The 17,136-nt window shown below is 66.8% G+C and carries 18 protein-coding genes; 8 read left to right on the forward strand and 10 right to left on the reverse strand.

All coding sequences use genetic code 11. The annotated features are described in order from the left end of the window. Positions 1–16: 16 nt before the first annotated feature. The 7 genes from IB268_RS04610 (at position 17) to IB268_RS04640 (ending at position 7,059) form a co-directional block, all read left to right on the forward strand. Positions 17–928: a DUF6708 domain-containing protein gene (locus IB268_RS04610; RefSeq protein WP_225591293.1), complete on the forward strand. Its 912-nt coding sequence runs from the start codon at positions 17–19 to the stop codon at positions 926–928. Positions 929–1,008: 80 nt separating this feature from the next. Next, positions 1,009–1,707, forward strand: coding sequence for a glutathione S-transferase N-terminal domain-containing protein (locus IB268_RS04615; protein ID WP_119450347.1), 699 nt, complete (start codon positions 1,009–1,011; stop codon positions 1,705–1,707). 63 nt (positions 1,708–1,770) lie between these two features. Then, positions 1,771–2,697 carry a LysR family transcriptional regulator gene (locus tag IB268_RS04620; protein WP_175180575.1) on the forward strand — a complete coding sequence of 309 codons (927 nt, stop codon included), beginning with the start codon at positions 1,771–1,773 and terminating at the stop codon, positions 2,695–2,697. 77 nt (positions 2,698–2,774) lie between these two features. After that, entirely contained in the window at positions 2,775–4,190 is a 1,416-nt protein-coding gene (gene tcuA / locus IB268_RS04625; RefSeq protein WP_125470132.1) for an FAD-dependent tricarballylate dehydrogenase TcuA, read from the forward strand. Further along, entirely contained in the window at positions 4,177–5,406 is a 1,230-nt protein-coding gene (tcuB, locus tag IB268_RS04630; RefSeq protein WP_225590387.1) for a tricarballylate utilization 4Fe-4S protein TcuB, read from the forward strand. The genes tcuA and tcuB overlap by 14 nt, the downstream gene beginning before the upstream one ends. A gap of 74 nt (positions 5,407–5,480) precedes the next feature. Beyond that, positions 5,481–6,455 (forward strand): tripartite tricarboxylate transporter substrate binding protein, encoded by a 975-nt coding sequence (locus IB268_RS04635; RefSeq protein ID WP_054452027.1) that lies wholly within the window; start codon positions 5,481–5,483, stop codon positions 6,453–6,455. 40 nt (positions 6,456–6,495) lie between these two features. Continuing rightward, positions 6,496–7,059 (forward strand): hypothetical protein, encoded by a 564-nt coding sequence (locus tag IB268_RS04640; RefSeq protein WP_192329383.1) that lies wholly within the window; start codon positions 6,496–6,498, stop codon positions 7,057–7,059. A 14-nt stretch (positions 7,060–7,073) separates the two neighbouring features. Here IB268_RS04640 and IB268_RS04645 read toward each other — a convergent pair whose 3' ends face one another. From IB268_RS04645 to IB268_RS04675, 7 genes are all read right to left on the reverse strand, one after another. Next, positions 7,074–8,486 (reverse strand): PLP-dependent aminotransferase family protein, encoded by a 1,413-nt coding sequence (locus tag IB268_RS04645; protein ID WP_054452025.1) that lies wholly within the window; start codon positions 8,484–8,486, stop codon positions 7,074–7,076. A gap of 27 nt (positions 8,487–8,513) precedes the next feature. Next, positions 8,514–8,657, reverse strand: coding sequence for a DUF2474 domain-containing protein (locus IB268_RS04650; protein ID WP_082400805.1), 144 nt, complete (start codon positions 8,655–8,657; stop codon positions 8,514–8,516). Next, positions 8,657–9,664 carry a cytochrome d ubiquinol oxidase subunit II gene (gene cydB / locus IB268_RS04655; RefSeq protein ID WP_125470129.1) on the reverse strand — a complete coding sequence of 336 codons (1,008 nt, stop codon included), beginning with the start codon at positions 9,662–9,664 and terminating at the stop codon, positions 8,657–8,659. The genes IB268_RS04650 and cydB overlap by 1 nt, the downstream gene beginning before the upstream one ends. A gap of 4 nt (positions 9,665–9,668) precedes the next feature. Then, positions 9,669–11,105, reverse strand: a complete 1,437-nt coding sequence (locus tag IB268_RS04660) for a cytochrome ubiquinol oxidase subunit I (RefSeq protein WP_192353904.1) — start codon at positions 11,103–11,105, stop codon at positions 9,669–9,671. 299 nt (positions 11,106–11,404) lie between these two features. Beyond that, a complete protein-coding gene (locus IB268_RS04665; protein WP_119450340.1) occupies positions 11,405–12,100 on the reverse strand; it encodes an alpha/beta hydrolase in 696 nt (231 codons plus the stop codon). 87 nt (positions 12,101–12,187) lie between these two features. Further along, positions 12,188–13,066 carry an EamA family transporter gene (locus IB268_RS04670; RefSeq protein WP_175180578.1) on the reverse strand — a complete coding sequence of 293 codons (879 nt, stop codon included), beginning with the start codon at positions 13,064–13,066 and terminating at the stop codon, positions 12,188–12,190. 18 nt (positions 13,067–13,084) lie between these two features. Beyond that, positions 13,085–13,702: a nitroreductase family protein gene (locus tag IB268_RS04675; RefSeq protein WP_175161305.1), complete on the reverse strand. Its 618-nt coding sequence runs from the start codon at positions 13,700–13,702 to the stop codon at positions 13,085–13,087. Between the two features lie 138 nt (positions 13,703–13,840). On the opposite strand from IB268_RS04675, the gene IB268_RS04680 reads away from it, so the two are divergent. Further along, positions 13,841–14,737 (forward strand): LysR family transcriptional regulator, encoded by an 897-nt coding sequence (locus IB268_RS04680; RefSeq protein ID WP_192353905.1) that lies wholly within the window; start codon positions 13,841–13,843, stop codon positions 14,735–14,737. 22 nt (positions 14,738–14,759) lie between these two features. Here IB268_RS04680 and phbB read toward each other — a convergent pair whose 3' ends face one another. Genes phbB through IB268_RS04695 form a run of 3 tightly spaced genes read right to left on the reverse strand, consistent with a single transcriptional unit; the run spans position 14,760 to position 17,135 of the window. Further along, on the reverse strand, positions 14,760–15,506 hold the full coding sequence (gene phbB, locus IB268_RS04685) for an acetoacetyl-CoA reductase (protein ID WP_054452018.1): 747 nt from the start codon (positions 15,504–15,506) through the stop codon (positions 14,760–14,762). Beyond that, positions 15,496–15,963 carry a hypothetical protein gene (locus IB268_RS04690; RefSeq protein WP_082400836.1) on the reverse strand — a complete coding sequence of 156 codons (468 nt, stop codon included), beginning with the start codon at positions 15,961–15,963 and terminating at the stop codon, positions 15,496–15,498. The genes phbB and IB268_RS04690 overlap by 11 nt, the downstream gene beginning before the upstream one ends. A 47-nt stretch (positions 15,964–16,010) precedes the next feature. Continuing rightward, a complete protein-coding gene (locus IB268_RS04695; RefSeq protein WP_059371289.1) occupies positions 16,011–17,135 on the reverse strand; it encodes an ABC transporter permease in 1,125 nt (374 codons plus the stop codon). Between the last annotated feature and the right edge of the window lies 1 nt (position 17,136).

Raw genomic sequence — 17,136 nt, forward strand, 5'->3', positions numbered from 1 at the left:
GGACTTTACGGGACTGATGTCCAGGTTCCCTAACGATCGTCCGCTTTCGGAGTTCGACCGCGAGCATCGCTTGCTGCAAAAGAAGCGTCTCGATGTGCCGCTGCTGGCGCAGCTCTGCGTCGTGAAGATGAATTCCAACAGCCTGCTGTCGGTGGATCGCTGGTATGGCTGGCGAGGCTTTATTGCACTGATCGGCGCCATAGGAATCGCCTTTGGTGTGGGTGGCATCCTGATGCTGGCCTGGATTCTGGTAGCGGGCGATCTGCCCAATGAGAACGGTCTCTGGGAAGCGATCTTCATCGGAATGGCGATGTTCGCCATGCTGGGCTTGGCTGGCGTCTGGATTGCGTGCAAGGAGATGTTCCGTTGGACCTACTATCCCATCGCGCTGGATCGCAAGCGCCGGCTGGTACACGTGTTCCGGCTGAATGGCACCGTCTTGACGGCGCCCTGGGACAAGATTTACTTCACGCTGGGCCGGGGCAAGGGCACGTTCGGCTGGCTCAACTGGGACATACGCGGCCTGATCCTGGCCGAGGACGGCGCCACGGTGCAGGACACCTTCGCCTTTTGCATCGCCACCAGCCGCGTCGAAAATGCCTATTCCCACTGGGAGTTCCTGCGCCGGTACATGGAAGAGGGTCCTCAGGCGGTGCTGGATGCGGTCCTGTACTGCATGCCCGTCGACGGCAAGCGCGAGAGTTTCGCCTTCAGCAAGGAACGCATCTTCGCCAATGATGCGCAGAGCCCTGGCCTCATGTATTTGGTCATGGTGCCCTTCAACTACCTGCATGCCATCATGCGCTGGGCGGTGATGCAGACCAGCAAGATCCCGGCGTTTCCGCCGGAGATCGAGGCCACGCTGCAACCTGAGCCGGGCGACAAGTACGTGCGCGATGCGTCGATGAATCCCGAAGACCTGCGCTAGGGGATTTCATCCGGCGGCGCGGCGGACCGGATTTGCGCTAGGATTACCCCGACCTTTCCGCCCCTCCCTGGAGCCCCCGCATGACCGACCTCAGCGCCTTTCCCATCACCAAGAAGTGGCCCGCCCGGCACCCCGACCGCATCCAGCTGTATTCGCTGCCCACGCCCAATGGCGTGAAGGTGTCGATCCTGCTGGAGGAAACCGGGCTGCCCTACGAGGTCCACCGGGTCAGCTTCGACGCAAAAGACCAGTTTTCGCCCGAATTCCTGTCGCTCAGCCCGAACAACAAGATCCCGGCCATCCTCGATCCCAATGGTCCCGAGGGCAAGCCGCTGGGCCTGTTCGAGTCCGGCGCCATCCTGATCTACCTGGCCAGCAAGGCGGGCAAGTTTCTGCCGGCGGACACGGCGGGGCGCTATGAGACCCTGCAATGGGTCATGTTCCAGATGGGCGGCATCGGCCCGATGTTCGGCCAGCTGGGCTTCTTCCACAAGTTTGCGGGCAAGGACTATGAAGACAAGCGCCCGCGCGACCGCTACGCGGAAGAATCCAAGCGCCTCTTGAACGTGCTGGACCAGCGCCTGGAAGGCCGCGACTGGGTGATGGGCGACGAGTACACCATCGCCGATATCGCCATCCTGCCCTGGGTGCGCAACCTGGTGGGTTTCTACGGCGCGGGCGAGCTGGTGGAGTTCTCGCGCTTCAAGAATGTCGCCCGGGTGCTGGAAGCCTTCGTGGCGCGTCCTGCGGTGGCCAGGGGCCTGACGATCCCCGGATAACGCCGCGCGTACCCTGCCTCTACAATCGGCCCTGTCATCCCTTCTGGAAAGCCGGGGCCGCCCATGGAACTGCGCCAACTGCGTTACTTCGTCCGCGTCGTGGAGGCGGGCAGCATCGGCCGCGCCGCGCAGTCCATAGGCATGGTGACCTCGGCGCTCAGCCAACAGATCAGCCGGCTGGAGGGCGAGCTGTCCACGCGGCTGCTGCGGCGCAGCGCCAGCGGCGTGGAGCCCACCGACGCGGGCTTGGCGTTCTTCCGTCAGGCGCAATTGGCGTTGCGCCACGCCGACGATGCGGTACATGCCGCGCAGCAGGCCAGGCTGGCGGGCCACGTCAGCGTGGGCCTGCCTTCCACCACCGCCGCCATCCTGGGCGCGCCCTTCGTGCAGGCCATGAACGAGCGCTATCCCGACATCCGCCTGCATCTGGTGGAGGCGCTGTCGGGCCATCTGAGCGACATGCTCAACGGCCGCATGCTGGACCTGGCCATCGTGTTCCAGGCCGAATCCGCGCGCCGCTGGAGCGTGACGCCCTTGCTGGACGAGCCGCTGTTCCTGCTGGCGCGGCCGGACATGGCGGGTTTGCCTGCCGGCGAGACCACGCGCATCGAGGCCATTGCGCATCTGCCTCTGGTCCTGCCCAGTGGACGCCACGGGCTGCGGGCGCTGGTCAACAACGCGTATCAGCAGTCGGGCCGCACGCCGCTGGTGGCGGTGGAGGTGGACGGCCTGCCGGTGCTGATGGACGTGGTGCAACTGGGCCACGTGGCCACCATCCAGCCCAGTTCCGCCATGGCCCGGATCGCGCCGGGCCAGCTGCACATGGCGCGCATCGACGACGCGCACCTGTACCGCCCCAATCTGCTGGCCAGCCTGTCCGAGGACGAGCTGTCGCCCGCGGCGCTGGCCGCCCGCCTGGTGCTGGCCGATGTGTCGCGCACGCTGGCGCGCGAGGGCAAATGGCCGGTGGTGGCTCTTCACGATTCATGAAGACCTGTTGACGGCTGGCTGATATCGGCGGGCGCTGCCGCTCGCTACAGTCCGTTCCTTGGAAGAGGAACGATGGCATGGTCGACGTCTTGGTGGTGGGAGGGGGCAACGCGGCGCTGTGCGCGGCCCTGATGGCGCGCGAGGCCGGCGCCAGCGTGCTGCTGCTGGAAGCGGCGCCGCGCGAATGGCGCGGCGGCAATTCGCAGCACACGCGCAATCTGCGCTGCATGCACGACGCGCCGCAGGACGTGCTGGTCGAGGCCTATCCCGAGGAAGAATACTGGCAGGATCTGCTCAAGGTGACGGGCGGGCTGACCAACGAGCATCTGGCGCGGCTGGTCATCCGCGAGTCCTCCACCTGTCGCGACTGGATGCGCCGCCATGGCGTGAACTTCCAGCCGCCCTTGTCCGGCGCGCTGCATGTGGCGCGCACCAACGCCTTCTTCATGGGCGGCGGCAAGGCCCTGGTCAACGCCTACTATCGCAGCGCCGAAGCGCTGGGCGTGCAGATCCGCTACGACGCGCCGGTCGACTCGCTGGAGCTGGAGGAAGGGCGCTTCGTAGCGGCGCGCATCGGCCATGAGCGCATCGAGGCGCGCGCCTGCGTGCTGGCGGCCGGCGGCTTCGAGTCCAACCGCGAGTGGCTGCGCGAAGCCTGGGGCCAGAACGAGCGCGGCGAATGGCCGGCCGACAATTTCCTGATCCGCGGCACGCGCTACAACATGGGCGTGCTGCTGAAGTTCATGCTGGACGCCGGCGCGGACAGCATCGGCGATCCGTCGCAGTCGCATTGCGTGGCAATCGATGCGCGCGCGCCGCTGTACGACGGCGGCATCTGCACGCGCATCGATTGCGTGTCGCTGGGCGTGGTGGTCAACCGGGAGGCCAGGCGCTTCTACGACGAGGGCGAGGACTTCTGGCCCAAGCGCTACGCGATCTGGGGCCGCCTGACAGCCATGCAGCCGGGCCAGATCGCCTATTCCATCATTGACGCCAAGGCCGTGGGCCGCTTCATGCCGCCGGTGTTCCCGGGCGTGCAGGCCGACACCTTGCCGGAACTGGCGGTGAAGCTGGGGCTGGACCCGGCGGTCTTCGAGCAGACCGTGCGCGACTACAACGCGGCCTGCCGCGTCGGCAAGTTCGACCATACGGCGCTGGACGACTGCCATACCGAAGGCCTGGCGCCGGCGAAGACGCACTGGGCGCGGCCCATCGACACGGCGCCGTTCTATGGCTATGCCTTGCGGCCTGGCATCACCTTTACCTACCTGGGCCTGAAGGTGGACGACACCGCCGCGGTCCGGTTCAGCGACGTGCCCAGCGACAACCTGTTCGTCGCGGGCGAAATGATGGCAGGCAATGTGCTGGGCAAGGGCTATACGGCCGGGGTGGGGATGTCCATCGGCACGGCCTTCGGCCGCATCGCCGGCACCCGGGCCGCCGCCGCCGCGCGCGGCCGGCATAACGCGGAAGCACGACATGAAGCAGCTTGAAGCCCTGGCCCGCGAGGCCCAGTCCTTTTCCACGCAGCATGGCGAGGCAGCGCCCGTCATGGCAGAGCAGCCGGTGCGCTGGCATGGCAAACAGGCCGAACGCCGGGCGGATCTGCTGACGGGCGATGAAACCGAAGTCGCCCGCGTCATGCAGATCTGCAACGCCTGCCGCTATTGCGAAGGATTCTGTGCGGTGTTTCCCGCCATGACCCGTCGCCTGGAATTCGGCAAGGCCGACTTGAACTACCTGGCCAACCTGTGCCACAACTGCGGCGCCTGTCTGCATGCCTGCCAGTACGCGCCGCCGCACGAGTTCGCGGTGAACGTGCCGCAATCCATGGCGCGGGTGCGGATGCAGACGTACACCGACTACGCCTGGCCGCCCGTGTTGGGCAGGCTGTACAAGCGCAACGGCCTGGCCCTGTCGCTGGCGACGGCCGCAGGCCTGGCGCTGTTCCTGGCCCTGGCGGCGCTGATGGGGGGCGGGCTGCTGCATGAGCCCATGGGCGGCAACTTCTATGCCGTATTCCCGCATAACACGCTGGCGCTGATGTTCGGCGCGGTGTTCGGCTTTGCGATGCTGGCGCTGGGCGTGGGCGTGACGCGCTTCTGGCGCAATGTCAGTCCGGGCGCGGCCACAGGCGCTGCAGTGGCGGAAGCGGCGCATGACGCCCTGCGCCTGCGCTACCTGGATGGGGGGCATGGCAAGGGCTGCAACAACGCGGACGACGCCTTCACCTTGTGGCGCCGCCGCTTCCATCACTTCACGTTCTACGGCTTCATGCTGTGTTTCGCCGCCACCAGCGTGGCGACGCTGTATCACTATCTGCTGGACCAGCAGGCGCCGTATCCCTTCTGGAGCGCGCCTGTGCTGCTGGGTACGGCAGGCGGCGTCGGCCTGTTGATCGGACCCGCGGGACTGCTGTGGTTGAACCTCAAGCGTCATCCACAGCAGGGCGACGCGGCGCAAAAGCCCATGGACCGCGGCTTCATTGCGCTGCTGTTCCTGACCAGCGCCACGGGCCTGGCCTTGCTGGCCGGCCGCGACGGCGGCGCGATGGCGCTGCTGCTGGCGATTCACCTGGGCGTGGTGATGGCGCTATTCCTGACGCTGCCCTACGGCAAGTTCGCCCACGGCATCTATCGTTCGGCCGCGTTGTTGAAGTGGGCCATCGAGAAACGCCAGCCCAACAAGCTGCAACTGGGCTCGGATTGAAGCACCGCGCAGCCGCGCGGCCATGACGGCGTCCGTCGACGGCGCCGCGACCGACAACAAACCAGGAGACTTCAATGTTCCGCACTTCCTTGCTGGCGCGTGCCGCGCTGGCCGCCTGTCTGCTGCCGGCCTTGCCGGCGCAAGCCCAGTCCTTCCCCTCGAAGCCGATCACGCTGGTGGTGCCGCATTCCGCGGGCGGCACCTCGGATATCCTGGCGCGCACCGTTGCGGCGGAGGCGGCGAAGACGCTGGGGCAAACCATCGTCATCGACAACAAGGGCGGTGCCAACGGCACCATCGCCGCCAAGCAGGTGGCGATGTCCGCGCCGGACGGCTACACGCTGCTCTTGGCAACTGCCAGCACGCACGGCATCAATCCGTCCTTGTACTCGCGGATTTCGTACGATGCGGTGAAGGACTTCACGCCCGTGACGCTGCTGGCCACCGTGCCCAATGTGCTGGTGGTGGGCAAGCAGGTGCAGGCTGCCAATGTGCAGGAGCTGGTTGCCTACATCCGTTCGCAGGGCGACAAGATCAACATGGGCTCGGCCGGCGCGGGCACGCCTGGCCATCTGGCCGGCGAGATGTTCAAGAGCGCCGCGAAGCTCCAGTTCACGCACATCCCCTACAAGGGCGGCAGTCCGGCCATCACCGACCTGATCGGCGGCCAGATCGACTTCATGTTCACGACCATTCCCGGCGTGCTGCCGCACGTAAAGGCCGGCACGCTGCGCGCGCTGGCGGTTACCTCGCCGCAGCGTTCGCCCGCCATGACGGATATCCCCACCATGGCGGAATCGGGCCTGCCGGGCTTTCAGGCCGTGTCGTGGCACGGCATCGTTGCGCCGGCGGGCACGCCGGACGCGGTGGTCGCCACGCTGAACCAGGCGTTGAGCGGCGCGCTGGCCGCGCCGGCGGTCAAGCAGCGCCTGATGGAAGAGGGCGCGCAGGCCTCCAGCCTGAACACGGCGGCGTTTGGCGCCTTCATCCAGAGCGAGATCGCGGCCTGGGCCAAGGCCATCAAGGATTCGGGCGCCACGGCGAACTGATACCGGGGGCGTAGAGCGGGGCAGTGTCCTAGAATGACGCATGCTTATTGCCCTGCTCACCACGCTGGCCCTGGCAACGGGCAACGCGGCTGCCTTCGAACTTTCCTGCTTCTATGCGGACAAGACCGACGAAGGCGCATTCGGCCACGCGGAACAGTGCGCCCGCGAGGACGGCGGCGGCATCGTCTTCAACCCCGAAATCTTGCGCCGCATGCAGTTCGGCGCCGATGGCCTGGCGCCCGCGGCCGTCGCTGGCTGGCGTTGGGTGCGGCCGGATGGCCGGTCGGTGTCCGTGATTACCTACGACAACGGCCCGGACGAGTTTGAGGAAGGGCTGGCGCGCGGGCGCAGGCCGGAAGGCATGGCCTACTACGACAAGCAGCTGGACCTGGCGCTGGCCACCTCCTATGCGTGGGCTGAGCCTTTCAGCGGCGGTCTGGCCGCAGTGTGCAGCCATTGCGTCAGCGTGCAGGATGGCGAGCATTCCGTGATGGTCGGCGGCGATTGGGGCGCCATCGACCGCAAGGGCGTCCTGGCGCTGCCCCTGCGGCCGGACGCTGCGTCCTTGCGCAGCGATCTGGAGGCCGCGAGAAAGCGCCGCTGAACGACGCTCGCGGATCAGCCGCCCGCCAGCAGCTTGCCCAGCGTCGCCATGCCTTGCTCCATTTCGGGATTCCAGGGATGGCCGCCGTTCAGCCTCAGGAAGTTGCCGAAGGCGCCTGACGCTGAAAACAGCGGACCCGGGGCGATGCTGATGCCGTGTCCCAGCGCGGCGCGGTGCACCTTGAGCGTGTCGATATGGGCCGGCAGCTCCACCCACACGAAGTAGCCGCCCAGCGGTCGCGTGGCGCGCGTGCCCTTGGGGAAGTAGCGGGCGATAGCTTGCAGCAGTTCCCCTTGCTGCTGGGCCAGCGCCTGGCGGAATTGCCGCAGGTGACGGTCGAAACCGCCTTTTTCCAGATAGGCTGCGATGGCCGCCTGGGTGGGCGCGGCGGTGGCCAGGCTGGTGGTGAGCTTGTTGCGCATGATGCGCCGCGTGTAGCGGCCGGCGGCCACCCAGCCCACGCGGTAGCCCGGCGCCAGGGTCTTGGAGAACGAAGAGCAGTGCATGACGATGCCATCGCGATCGTAGGCCTTGGCGGGGCGCGGACGCTGCTCGCCGAAGTACAGCTCGCCGTAGACGTCGTCTTCGATCAACGCCACGTCGTGGCTCGCAAGCAACCGCACCAGCGCTTCCTTCTTGTCGTCGGGCATCAGGCTGCCCAGCGGGTTCTGGAAGGTGGTCATGAGCCAGCAGGCTTTGGGGCGGTGGCGCAGGATGGCCTGCTCCAGCGCCCGCAGGTCTATGCCTTCGCGCGGATGCGTGGCCACTTCGATGGCGTGCAGGTGGTTGCGCTCCAGCGATTGCAGCGCGGCGTAGAAGGTGGGGGATTCCACGATGACCGCGTCGCCGGGCTCGGTGACCGCCGCCAGGCTCAGGTTCAGCGCGTCCAGCGCGCCGTTGGTGATGATGATGTCGTCCACCGGCACCGACATGCCGTCGGCCAGGTAGCGCAGCGCGATGGCGCGGCGCAGCGCCGCGTCGCCCGGACTGAGGTCGTCGATCGAGCCCCAGGGGTCCAGGCGCTGCACCGTGGCTGCCATGAACTTCGCCAGGCGTCCGTAGGGCAGCAGCGACGGGTTGGGAAAGGCCGAGCCGAAGGGCAGCATGTCGCGGCGCAGGGTGGCGTTGAGCACCTGCAGCACGTTGTCGCTGACGTCCACCGGATGGCGTCCGGCGCTGGCGCTGGACAATCCGTCCAGCTCCGGTAGCGTGGCGTGCGGCGCGCGCAGCACGTAATAGCCGGAGCGGTCGCGCGCCCGGATCAGGCCGCGGGCTTCCAGCAGGTAGTAGGCCTTGAACACCGTCGACGGGCTGACCCCGCGGCTGGCGCTGGTCTGCCGCACCGAGGGCAGGCGGTCGCCCGCCTGCAGCAGGCCCGATCGGATCGAGGCGGTGATTTCTTCTGTCAGCCGTTCATAGCGCTTCATGGGCGGGTCCGTTTGTTTGGAGCGGGTTCAGGTCGACATGCCGATGGATCTCATCACCAGGCGCAGCGCATAGGCCGCCACGCCCAGGGCCGCGACACTGCATGCCCAGATCATCGCCAGCCAGAGCAGGCGGCTGCGCCATGAGGGCAGGGAGGATTGGGAGCCGTTCATCAGTGGAACTCCTCGCCAAGGCGCACCTTGCCCCGGAACACGTAGTACGACCAGGCGGTGTACATGAGGATAATCGGAATGATCGCCAGCGCTCCCACCAGCGCGAAGCCCAGGCTTTGCGGCGGCGCGGATGCGGTCCAGATGGACACGTCAGGCGGGATGATGGCGGGCCAGATGCTGATGCCCAGGCCGCTGTACCCCAGGAACAGCAGCGCCAGCGACAGCACGAAGGGGCCGGCGTTGGGCATGCCCTTGACGCGGCGGATGAGATCGAAGCCGGTCACGGCGACCAGCAGCGGCACGGGCAGGAACCAGAACATGTTGGGCAGGCTGAACCAGCGCTGCGCGATCTGCGGCTGCGCCAGCGGCGTCCAGACGCTGAGCGCCGCGATCACGGCCAGCAGCAGCAGCGTGAGCGGACGGGCGATGTCGCACATGTGGCGATGCAGGCGGCCTTCGGTCTTCATGATGAGCCAGGTGCAGCCGAGCAGCGCGTAAGCCACCACCAGCCCCGCCCCGGTGAAGAGCGAGAACGGGCTGATCCAGTCCCAGGCGCCGCCTTGATAGGCGCGGTCCACGACCGGGATGCCTTCGATGTAGGCGCCCAGCGTCACGCCCTGGAAGAACGTGGCGCACACGGAACCGAGCACAAAGGCGCGGTCCCACAGCGGGCGGTGATGCTCGTCCGCCTTGAAGCGGAATTCGAACGCCACGCCGCGGAAGATCAGGCCCAGCAGCATGAATACCAGCGGCAGGTGCAGCGCGCTCAGGATCACTGAGTAGGCCAGCGGGAACGCGGCCATCAGGCCGGCGCCGCCCAGTACCAGCCAGGTCTCGTTGCCGTCCCACACGGGCGCCACGGTGTTGACCATGACGTCGCGTTCCTCGCGATCGGAGATCAGCGGAAAGAGGATGCCGATGCCCAGATCGAAGCCATCCATGATCACGTACATCATCACGCCGAACAGGATGATGACGGCCCATACCAGTGCAAGGTCGATGCCCATGGCCTCAGACTCCCGAATGCTTGCGTTGCGCGGGCTCGATGCCCGCCAGGGTGGAGGCGGCCGACAGCGGCCGCGAGGGCTGGCGCGGTTCCCCCGGGCCGCCCGACAGCGGCGCGTGGCCGGGGGCGGGGCTGGGGCCCATGCGGATCAGGCGCAGCATGTACGAGACGCCGGCGCCGAACACCAGCAGGTACACCACCACGAACAGCGCCAGCGTCAGCGTCAGTTCGCCCAGTCCGTGCGGCGTGGCCGCGTCGGCGGTGCGCATGACGCCGTACACCACCCAGGGCTGGCGGCCGATTTCCGTCACGTACCAGCCGGCCAGGATGGCGATCAGCCCGGAAGGTCCCATCCACAGCGCAAACCGGTGCAACCAGCGCGATTCGTACAGCCGGCCACGCCAGCGCGACCACGCGGCCCAGAGGGCGAGCGCGATCATCAGCATGCCCAGGCCCGCCATCACGCGGAACGACCAGAACACGGCCGTGGCATTGGGACGGTCTTCGGGCGGATAGGACTTCAGACCCGGGAACTGGCCGTCCCAGCTATGCGTGAGGATCAGGCTGCCCAGGCGCGGAATGTTGACCGCGTAGCGCGTTTCCTCGCGCTCCATGTCGGGGATGCCGAACAGTGTCAGCGGCACGCCAGCGCCAGGCTCGTTTTCCCAATGGCCTTCGATGGCCGCGATCTTGGCGGGCTGGTGCTTGAGCGTGTTCAGGCCATGGAAGTCGCCCACCACGGCTTGCAGCGGGGCCACCAGCAGCAGCATGCCCATGGCCATCCCGAACATCTTCTTCACGGCGGGGCTGCGGTCGCCGCGCAACATGTGCCAGGCGCCGGATGCGCCCACCATCAGCGCGGTCGCCAGGAACGCGGCGATGCCCATGTGCGCCAGGCGGTAGGGGAAGGACGGATTGAAGATCACGGCCAGCCAGTCCGTGGGCACCACGCGGCCGTCCAGGATTTCATAGCCGGCGGGCGTCTGCATCCAGCTGTTGGAGGCCAGGATCCAGGTGGCGGACACCAGCGTGCCCAGCGCCACCATCACGGTCGAGAAGAAATGCAGGCCCGGCCCGACGCGCGACCAGCCGAACAGCATCACGCCCAGGAAGCCGGCTTCCAGGAAGAAGGCGGTCAGCACTTCATAGGCCAGCAAGGGCCCGGTCACGCTGCCGGCGAAATCGGAGAAGAAGCTCCAGTTGGTGCCGAACTGATACGCCATCACGAGGCCGGACACCACGCCCATCCCGAAGTTGACGGCAAAGATCTTGGTCCAGAAATGGTAGAGGTCGCGGTAGACGGTGTTGCGCGTGCGCAGCCACAGGCCTTCCAGCACGGCGAGATAGCTGGCCAGGCCGATGGTGATGGCGGGGAAGATGATGTGAAACGAGATGGTGAAGCCGAACTGTATTCGGGCAAGCAATAGCGCGTCGCTATCCATGGCGGTATTCCTGACTTCTTCGCCAGCGCGCCTCAACCGCCACAAGACGGCGTGCGCTGACGGGTGTTTGACCTACACCGTGAAGTTAGAGCCGCAGCCTGGATCAGTACAGATTCAGAGCATGAATAAAAAAGCGGATCAGTTTGGATGGATTGCCGGAAGAAAATGGGCTTTCCATAGGGAAAACATCTGTGCTGCAAGTCTTGCGAAGACGATGAAGTTACAAAAAAAGCAGCACAGAAAGGCGGGTGCGTCCCCTGATACGCTGGTTTTGAGTGCGCAGCCCGCCAGGCCGGCGCCTAGGATGCGCAGGCGCGCGCCGCTTCGTCGATCAGGCCGGCCACCTCGGCGGCGCGCGACGCAAGCGATGCGTGGCTGGCGTCCAGCGTGATGGTCTTGCGGGTGTTCAGGCGCGCGGCCATGCGCGTCTGGTTTTCGGGGGCGATCATCCGGTCCTGGCTGGATATCTGGTACCAGGACGGCTTGCTGCGCCATGCGGGGACGGACACCGTTTCGCCGAAGGCGCTGGCCAGGGGCGCCTTTTGCGTGACGGCCATGACCAGGCCCTCGTCGGCGGACAGGTCCTGGCAGAAGCTCTCATGGAACTTGTCGGCGCGCAGCCAGAGGTAGCCGTCGCTGTCGGGCGCCAGGTTGGGCGCGGCCGCGGGCAGCATTTCTTGTGTGATGCCGCCCGGGCTTTCTCCCGCGTCCGGGGCGAAGGCGGCGATGTACACCAGGCCGGCCACGTTGGGCTGGTTGCCGGCTTCGGTAATGACCGCGCCGCCGTACGAATGGCCCACCAGCAGCACGGGGCCCTTCTGCTGCGCGATCATTTTGCGCGTGCGTTCGGCGTCGCCGGCCAGGGAGGCCAGCGGCATGTCGACGGCGTGCAGGTCTTGATAGCCCTTGCGCGCCAGTTCCAGGATGACGCGGCTCCAGTGGGCGGCGCCGCCCCAGAAACCGTGCACAAGAATGATGCTGGGTTTGCTGCTCATGATGTGGCTCCTTCCTCGGGATGGAGCAACGATCATGCGCCGGCCAGGACGGCGCCGCCACAACTATTTGCGGCGGCGCCAGTGCCGTTACAGCGGACGCGGGGCTGGCGCGACGGCGGCCGCACGCTGGGCGCGCTGGCTCAGCCACACGCTGGCGACCACGATCACCATGCCGGCGATCTGCGCGGCGCTCAGCTGCTGGCCCAGCATGCCCCAGCCCAGCAGCACGGCGGTAATGGGGCTGAGAAAGCCCAGCGAGGAGACCACCGCAGGCTCCAGCCGCGCTACGCCCCGGAACCAGAGCACATAGGTCAGCGCCGCGCCAATCAAACCCAGGTAGGCGATGCCGGCCACGTTAAGCGCCGTGAGCGGCGGCAGGGCGGGCTCGGCGGCGAAGGCCAGCGGCGCCAGCAGGATGCCGCCCGCCGTCAGCTGCCACGATGTGAAGGTGAGCGCTGATACAGGCGGCTGCCAGCGGCGGCTGAGCACCGTGCCCAGGGCCATCGACGCGGCGCTGATCAGCCCGGCCGCAATGCCTACCGGGTCCAGCGCGGCCTTGGGCGTCAGCACCAGCAGCGCCACTCCGCCCAGGCCGCCCAGCGCCGCCAGCACCGACAGGCCGCGTACGGGTGTGCCCAGCAGGCTGCGTGCCAGCAGTATCACCACCAGCGGCTGGACCGCGCCCAGCGTGGCGGCCACGCCGCCCGGCAGGCGGTAGGCCGCCACGAACAGCAGAGCCCAGAAAACGGAAAAGTTCAGCGCGCCCAGGATGAAGGCGCGCAGCCACCAGATGCCTTGCGGCAGTTGGCGCACGATCAGCAGCAGCAGGAAGCCGGCCGGCAGCGCGCGCAGCATGGCGACCGTCAGCGGATAGTCCTGCGGCAGCATCAGGGTGGTGACGACGTAGGTGCTGCCCCAGATGGCGGGCGCCAGGGCAGTCAACAGCAGATCGGAACCGCGGTTCATTGTCATGCTCCGGCTAGCTCAGGCAAGTTCAAGTACGTCGTGGACGGGGCGGCGCGGCTTCTGCGGCCAATTGCCTTCCTGCGCGTAGCCCATGGCGACCAGCATGACCGGCACCTCCTCCTGGCGCAAGCCGAAGGCCTGGGCCACGCCGGCGGCGTCAAAGCCGGTCATCGGGCTGGCGGCCAGGCCTTGGGCTTGTCCTGCCAGCATCAAGGTGGAGGCGCCGAAGGTGGCGCTGCGCACGGCCTCGTCGCGCTGCGTCTGCGGCGAGTCGGCATAGAGGCGGCTCGCCGCGGCTTCCCAGGATGGCACCATGGCCGCGGGCATGAAGCCCGCGTCCACGGACGGTTGCAGGCGGTCGGCCATCCAGGCGGCCTGGGGCAGCACGCCCAGCACGATGAAGGTCACCGCAGATTCGCTCACCTTGGGCTGGTTCCACGCCAACTCGCGCAGCCGGCGCTTGCCCTCCTGGCTGCGCACGGCGATGAAGCGCCAGTTCTGCAGATTGAAGGCGGTGGGCGCGCGGGTGGCCCAGGAGACCAGGGTACGGATGATGTCGTCGTCCACGCCGCGGGCGGGATCGAAGAAGTTGGCGGAAACGCGTTGCGCGATTGCGTCGGTCAGGGCGTGGTTCATGGCTGCCATCCTTGGGATTTGCTGAGATTGCCGGCTCGCCATATGCGCGCCGTCTCCATGTCCACAGGCTAATTGAATCCTTGTTTGGCGATAATATCCAATTCAATGGCAATATCATTCACCAATAGTGAATAATCTATGGATCATCTGACGGCGCTGAGGGTGTTCAGGCAAGTGGTGGAGCGGGGCGGCTTCGCAGCCGCGTCGCGGCAGATGGACCTGTCGCCCGCCGCGGTCAGCAAGAACATCGCCGAACTGGAAACCCACCTGGCGGCGCGCCTGCTCAACCGCACCACCCGCCGCATGAGCCTGACCGAAGCCGGCGCGCGCTACTACGAACAGGTGGCGCGCATCCTGGACGACCTGAGCGAAGCCGAGCAATCGCTGGGGCCCTTGCAGCAGGCGCCGTCGGGCACCTTGCGGGTCAGCGCGCCCATGTCGCTGAGCCTGGTCCGGCTGTCCGCCGCCATGCCGCGCTTCCTGGAGCGCTATCCGCAGGTATCGCTGGACCTCAACCTGGAGGACCGCCGCATCGACATCGTCAAGGAAGGCTACGACCTGGCTATCCGCGGCACCGACCGGCTGGAGGATTCCAGCCTGGTGGCGCGCAAGCTGATGACGCTGGACCACGTGCTCTGCGGCGCGCCGGCCTACTTCGAGCGCCATGGCGTGCCGGCCTCGCCGCTGGCGCTGCGCAACATGGAGCGCGTGCAGTTCACCTTGTCTGGCCACTCGGACGAATGGACCTTCAAGCGCGCGGGGGAGACCGAACGCGTCCCGGTGCGGGGCCGCTACAGGGTGAGTTCCAGCCTGGCGGTGCGCGATGCGCTGCGCGCCGGTTTTGGCGTCAGCCTGGTGCCGCGCGTGTACGTGCAGCAGGACCTGGACAGCGGCGCGCTGCAGGCGGTGCTGCAGGATTGGAAACCCGACGAGACCTACGTGTATGCGGTGTATCCCTCGCGCCGCCACATGGTGGCCAAGGTGCGCGCCTTCGTCGACTTCCTGCTGGAAGAACTGGGCGCGCCGCGGGAATGAGCCGCGGCGGCCCCTAGCCGCATCAACACATGTGCTGGCCGCCGTTCATGGCGACATTGCTACCGGTCATGAACGCCGCGGCATCGCTGCAGATGAAGGCGACCAGCGCGCCGATCTCTTCCGGGCGGCCGAGCCGGCCCAGCGGGATCTGCGGCAGGATCTTCTCCTTCAACACCTCTTCGGGCACGGCCTCCACCATGCGCGTCGCCAGGTAGCCCGGCGATACGGTGTTCACCGTCACGCCTTTCCTGGCCAGCTCCAGCGCCAGGGATTTGGTGAAGCCGTGGATGCCGGCCTTGGAGGCCGCATAGTTGGTCTGGCCAAACGACCCCTTGCTGCCGTTGACGGACGAGATGTTGACGATGCGGCCCCAGCCCCGGTCGGCCATGGCGCCGCATAGCGGCTGCGTCATGTTGAACATGGAGTCCAGGTTGCCGCGCAGCACGTCCGTCCAGTTTTCGTGACTCATCTTGCGCAGGCTGGCATCGCGGGTAAGGCCGGCGTTGTTGATCAGGATGTCGATCTGGCGGCCGTCTTCCTCCAGGCGCCGCGCCAGCGCCTGGCACGAGTCGTAATCGGCCACGTCCACCCTGTACATGGCGTAGCGGCGGCCCTGGGCCGCCTCCGCGTCCACCCACGCCCGCGCGGCGTCTTCGCTGGAGTGGTAGGTGATGATGACCTGGTGGCCGGCATCGTGCAGGGCGCGCGCGATGGCTTGCCCGAGGCAGCCGGCCCCGCCTGTGACGAGCGCAGTGCGTTCAGCCGTCATGATGGGATCCCGGTTGGCTTGCGTCGCGCATGGCCGAGCACGCCGACGCCATCTGGTTCGACAGCGTCTTCCAGATCTGCGCCATGGGGGTGTCTTCGATGCCCATGGCGCCGCCGGTGGCCTGCTTCAGCCAGCCTCGCATTGCTTCGCTCATGCCGGCGGCCAGGGTGGCCTGTTCTTCGAGCAGCGCGTGGGTGATGGCCTGGCTGGCTTCAAGCTGGCTTTGCCATTGCTTGCGCGTCATTTCGCCCAGCGCGGGCGCGATCTCTTGCCAGTTGCCGGATTGTTGCAAGGGCGCCAGTGCGGCCAGGTATTGTTCCGCGTTGCCGCCGGCCAGGCGGCGGCCCAGTTCAACCCAGCGCTGCTGGCTTTCCTGCGCAAGCTGCGCCATGCGCTGGCAATAGGCGGCATTGGCGCTGGCAAGGCCCTGAGGCGTGGAGGCAGTGGTTTTCTTCATCATCCGTCCTTTTAAGAGAGTGGTAAGGGGTAACGAACACACAGGCCTCAAGCCATCTGGCTGAGGGTCTTGCGAAAGCGCGCCAGCGAGAACGCGAACAGGACCGAGCCTATGAGCGCCAGCGCCAGGAAGGGTTGCCACACGACGCTCAAGCCCGCGCCGCGGTAGAGAATGGCCTGGCCGAGTTCCACGAAGTGGGTGGTGGGAGCGGCCAGCATGATGTCCTGCACGAACTGCGGCATGCTTTCGCGCGGCGTGGTGCCGCCCGACAGCATTTGCAGGGGCAGCAGCACTAGTACAAGCAACATGCCGAACTGCGGCATGCTGCGCGCAAGCGTGGCCATGAATATGCCCATAGAGGTCGTCGCGAACAGGTGCAGCGCCGCCCCGACCAGGAACAGCGCCACCGATCCTTCGATCGGCACTTGCAGCAAGCCGCGTACCACGAAAGTCAACGATAGCCCAGCAGATGCCAACACCACCAGCCCCATCGACCAGACCTTCGCGACCATGATCTCGGTCGGCGTCACCGGCATGACCAGCAGGTGCTCGATGGTGCCGTGCTCGCGTTCGCGGATCAGCGCGGCGCCGGTCAGGATGATGGACAGCATGGTGACGTTGTTGATGATCTCCATCAGCGCGCCGAACCAGGCCTGGGTCAGATTGGGGTTGAAGCGCATGCGCACCGCCAGCTCCACCGGCAGTTCGGTGGGCGCGCGGTAGCGTTTGACGAACTCGTTGATCTCGTCGCTGATGATCTGCTGGATGTAGCTGCTGCCCGTGAACGCCTGGCTCATGCGGGTCGCGTCCACGTTGAGCTGGATTTCAGCGGGCCGGCCAGCCAGCACGTCGCGCTGGAAATTGGGCGGAATGTTGACCGAGAAGGTGTAGCGCCCCGCGTCCATGCCGGCATCGGCCTCGGCCGAAGTCGTTACTTCCGGCGGTGTGAAGTGCGGGGGATAGAAGGCCGACGTGATGCGCGCGGACAGGGGCGAGACGTCCTCGTCGACCACGGCGATGGGAGCGTTGTGCAAGGTTTCCGGCACGGCCGTGGCGGCGGTGTAGATCATCAGCGTGAACGACACGAGGATCAGGATCAGCATCATCGGGTCGCGCGCCAGGCTCCACAGCTCCTTCACGCCCAGGCGGTAGATATTGGCCAGGTGCCGCATC

The sequence above is a fragment of the Achromobacter sp. ACM01 genome, assembly GCF_014851745.1.
In the GTDB taxonomy this organism is placed as follows: domain Bacteria; phylum Pseudomonadota; class Gammaproteobacteria; order Burkholderiales; family Burkholderiaceae_B; genus Achromobacter; species Achromobacter aegrifaciens.

Bases quoted from the DNA above. Each gene is read 5' to 3' on its own strand.
- IB268_RS04610 (WP_225591293.1), top strand. From the start codon at position 17: ATGTCCAGGTTCCCTAACGATCGTCCGCTTTCGGAGTTCGACCGCGAG.
- IB268_RS04615 (WP_119450347.1), top strand. From the start codon at position 1,009: ATGACCGACCTCAGCGCCTTTCCCATCACCAAGAAGTGGCCCGCCCGG.
- IB268_RS04620 (WP_175180575.1), top strand. From the start codon at position 1,771: ATGGAACTGCGCCAACTGCGTTACTTCGTCCGCGTCGTGGAGGCGGGC.
- tcuA (WP_125470132.1), top strand. From the start codon at position 2,775: ATGGTCGACGTCTTGGTGGTGGGAGGGGGCAACGCGGCGCTGTGCGCG.
- tcuB (WP_225590387.1), top strand. From the start codon at position 4,177: ATGAAGCAGCTTGAAGCCCTGGCCCGCGAGGCCCAGTCCTTTTCCACG.
- IB268_RS04635 (WP_054452027.1), top strand. From the start codon at position 5,481: ATGTTCCGCACTTCCTTGCTGGCGCGTGCCGCGCTGGCCGCCTGTCTG.
- IB268_RS04640 (WP_192329383.1), top strand. From the start codon at position 6,496: ATGCTTATTGCCCTGCTCACCACGCTGGCCCTGGCAACGGGCAACGCG.
- IB268_RS04645 (WP_054452025.1), bottom strand. From the start codon at position 8,486: ATGAAGCGCTATGAACGGCTGACAGAAGAAATCACCGCCTCGATCCGA.
- IB268_RS04650 (WP_082400805.1), bottom strand. From the start codon at position 8,657: ATGAACGGCTCCCAATCCTCCCTGCCCTCATGGCGCAGCCGCCTGCTC.
- cydB (WP_125470129.1), bottom strand. From the start codon at position 9,664: ATGGGCATCGACCTTGCACTGGTATGGGCCGTCATCATCCTGTTCGGC.
- IB268_RS04660 (WP_192353904.1), bottom strand. From the start codon at position 11,105: ATGGATAGCGACGCGCTATTGCTTGCCCGAATACAGTTCGGCTTCACC.
- IB268_RS04665 (WP_119450340.1), bottom strand. From the start codon at position 12,100: ATGAGCAGCAAACCCAGCATCATTCTTGTGCACGGTTTCTGGGGCGGC.
- IB268_RS04670 (WP_175180578.1), bottom strand. From the start codon at position 13,066: ATGAACCGCGGTTCCGATCTGCTGTTGACTGCCCTGGCGCCCGCCATC.
- IB268_RS04675 (WP_175161305.1), bottom strand. From the start codon at position 13,702: ATGAACCACGCCCTGACCGACGCAATCGCGCAACGCGTTTCCGCCAAC.
- IB268_RS04680 (WP_192353905.1), top strand. From the start codon at position 13,841: ATGGATCATCTGACGGCGCTGAGGGTGTTCAGGCAAGTGGTGGAGCGG.
- phbB (WP_054452018.1), bottom strand. From the start codon at position 15,506: ATGACGGCTGAACGCACTGCGCTCGTCACAGGCGGGGCCGGCTGCCTC.
- IB268_RS04690 (WP_082400836.1), bottom strand. From the start codon at position 15,963: ATGAAGAAAACCACTGCCTCCACGCCTCAGGGCCTTGCCAGCGCCAAT.
- IB268_RS04695 (WP_059371289.1), bottom strand. From the start codon at position 17,135: ATGCGGCACCTGGCCAATATCTACCGCCTGGGCGTGAAGGAGCTGTGG.